The sequence below is a fragment of the Deltaproteobacteria bacterium genome (assembly GCA_009930495.1).
In the GTDB taxonomy this organism is placed as follows: Bacteria; Desulfobacterota; Desulfovibrionia; order Desulfovibrionales; family Desulfomicrobiaceae; genus Desulfomicrobium.
Window position 1 is genome coordinate 1 of sequence record RZYB01000265.1, and the last position, 2,622, is coordinate 2,622.

General features: G+C 62.9%; 3 protein-coding genes. All 3 read left to right on the forward strand.

Annotated features, from left to right (window positions below; translation table 11 throughout):
* Positions 1-678: 4Fe-4S dicluster domain-containing protein (locus EOL86_13520; GenBank protein NCD26594.1), on the forward strand; the 678-nt coding region annotated here is incomplete at its 5' end.
* Positions 679-682: 4 nt separating this feature from the next.
* Positions 683-1,849, forward strand: a complete 1,167-nt coding sequence (locus EOL86_13525; protein ID NCD26595.1) for a Ni/Fe-hydrogenase cytochrome b subunit — start codon at positions 683-685, stop codon at positions 1,847-1,849.
* A partial coding sequence (locus EOL86_13530) for a class III cytochrome C (GenBank protein NCD26596.1) occupies positions 1,846-2,622 on the forward strand: 777 nt, incomplete at its 3' end. The genes EOL86_13525 and EOL86_13530, both read left to right, overlap by 4 nt.

Sequence of the window (2,622 nt, forward strand, 5' to 3'; positions counted from 1 at the left end):
GTGCTCGACGCCAAACGCCGCCCCACGGCCGGGTCCTACACCGTGATCAACCGCTATTACCCCGGCCAGCTGACGGATCGCGGCGAACTGGTGCCGAGCTTCGTCAAGGTCCAGTGCATGCACTGCCAGGATCCGGCCTGCGTCTCGGCCTGCATCACCGGGGCTCTGAGCAAAAAGGACAACGGCGCTGTCTATTACGACGTAACCCGCTGTATCGGTTGCAGGTACTGCATGGTTGCCTGTCCGTTCGAAATTCCGGCCTACGATTTTCACGATCCGCTCACCCCGCAGGTACGCAAATGCACCTTCTGTCTCGAACGGCTGGAAGAGGGCAAGATGCCGGGCTGCGCCTCCGTCTGCCCCACCGAGGCCATCACCTTTGGCAAGCGCTCCACGCTGCTCAAACTGGCCAAAGAACGTATCGCCAACGACCCCGCCCGCTACGAAAACCACATCTACGGCGAACACGAGGGCGGCGGCACGAGCTGGCTGTACATCGCCGGGCAGCCCTTCGACAAACTCGGCTTTCCGCGCGTGCCGGACGAGCCTCTGCCCCGGCGCAGCGAAACCATCCAACATGCGCTGTTCAGCTATCTCTGGTCCCCGGCCGTTCTGTTCGCCGGGCTGGCCCTGACCATGAAACTCATCGCCGGCAAAGCAACCAAGGACAAGGAGTAAACCCATGCGCCACCAGCCTCGACCCATCGACCGTCCGTTCTGGTCCGCGGGCACCCTGGTCCTGCTCGTCTTCATGATCGCGGGCGGAGTAGCCCTGGCGGTCCGCTTCCTGTTCGGACTGGGAGCCGCCACCAACCTGTCCAACACCACGCCCTGGGGATTGTGGATCGGCGTGGACGTCGCCTCCGGCGTGGCCCTGGCCGCCGGCGGATTCACCACCGCGGCCCTGGCCCACATCTTCGGCCGTCACGCCTACGAGGCCGTGACCCGTCCGGCCCTGTTGACCGCGGCCCTGGGCTACACCTTTGTCGCCCTGGCCGTGTGCATCGACATTGGGCGCTCCTGGGCCATCTGGAAGCCCATATTCTTCCATAATTACAATTCCGCCCTATTCGAAGTGGCCATGTGCGTCATGATCTACCTCAGCGTGCTCTGGATCGAGATGGTTCCGATTCTCGCCGAAAAATGGGGCAACACGATTCCGCTTTTGGGATGGTTCAACCGCAAGCTGGCCGCGTTCATGTGGATCTTCATCGTCCTTGGCGTGGTCTTGTCCTGCATGCACCAGTCGAGCCTGGGCACACTCATGGTCATTGCCCCGACCAAGGTTCATCCCCTGTGGTACACGCCCTTTCTGCCCCTGCTCTTTTTGCTGTCCGCCTTTGCCGTGGGCTATCCCATGACCATTGTCGAAACCAATCTGGCGACCACGTCCCTGGGCCTGGACAGTGAAATGAACGTTCTTGCGCCCCTGTCGCGCTTCACCATCCTCACCCTGGGCCTGTACATGAGCCTCAAGCTCTGGGATCTGATCCATCGGGATGTGCTGTATCTGGCCTTTGACGGCTCGCCCAAGGCCAACAGCTTTTTGGTGGAACTGGGCCTTGGCGTGATCACGCCCTGGATTCTGCTGCTCTTTCCGGCCGTGCGCCGCTCCCGGCGCGGCCTCTTCACTGTCGGGCTGCTGGTGGTCGGCGGCGTGCTCCTGAACCGCTTCAACGTCTTCATCGTCTCGTACAGTCCGCAGACGCAGACCATCCCCTATTTCCCGTCCATCGGCGAAATCCTTGTCACCGCCGGCGCGGTGGCGACAATCATGTTCCTGTACCGGGTGCTCGCGACGAAAACCCCGGTCCTGTCCGCACCCAAGCTGGAGGAGGTGACACGATGAAAGCTCTCACGCGCACGCGATTCATCCCGGTCCTGTTGGGCGCGGCCGCCCTCCTGGCCTTGGCCATGCTTCTGCCCGGCCCGGCCACCACGGCTCCGGAACAGGACAAACCCCTTGGCCCGGTGGAAAAAATCCGCACCCCGCACAGCCCAAAACCCGAGGGCTGGCAGGCCCCTGACCATGCCGCGGCCATGGAACGGGCCAAGGCCCCGCGCGACTTCGTGGCCAAGGTGCGCCTTGAGGACCCCGAACTGCGCCAGATCCGTTTCAAAAACCTGGGACTGGGCGTGGCGGACATCAAATTCTCGCACATGATTCTGGACAGTCCGCTGGTCAACACCTTCGAAAACCTCTACGGGCCAGCGCGCTTCATGCATTCCAAACACGCGGCCAGCCTGAACGGGAACTGCGCCCAGTGCCACCACCTCAGCCCCGAAGGCGCCAACGCCACGGTGGACCGCCTGTCCGAGACCGTGGCCTGCCGATCCTGTCATCAGGAATCGTTCAACCCTGCGCATCCGGAACGCATCGGCCTCAAGGCGGCCTACCATCAGCAGTGCATGGGCTGCCATGAGGAAATGAACAAAGGCCCGGTGGACTGTGTCGGCTGCCATGCCAAGCGCGTCCCGGACCACAAGGAACTGGTCAAGCTGCCCCCGGACCCCACGCCCACACAGGTCACGCAGGAATGCCTGCGTTGCCACAAAAAGGCCGGCGAGGACATGATCAAAAGCGCCCACTGGCTGTGGAAAGGCCCCTCGCCCTACACCGTG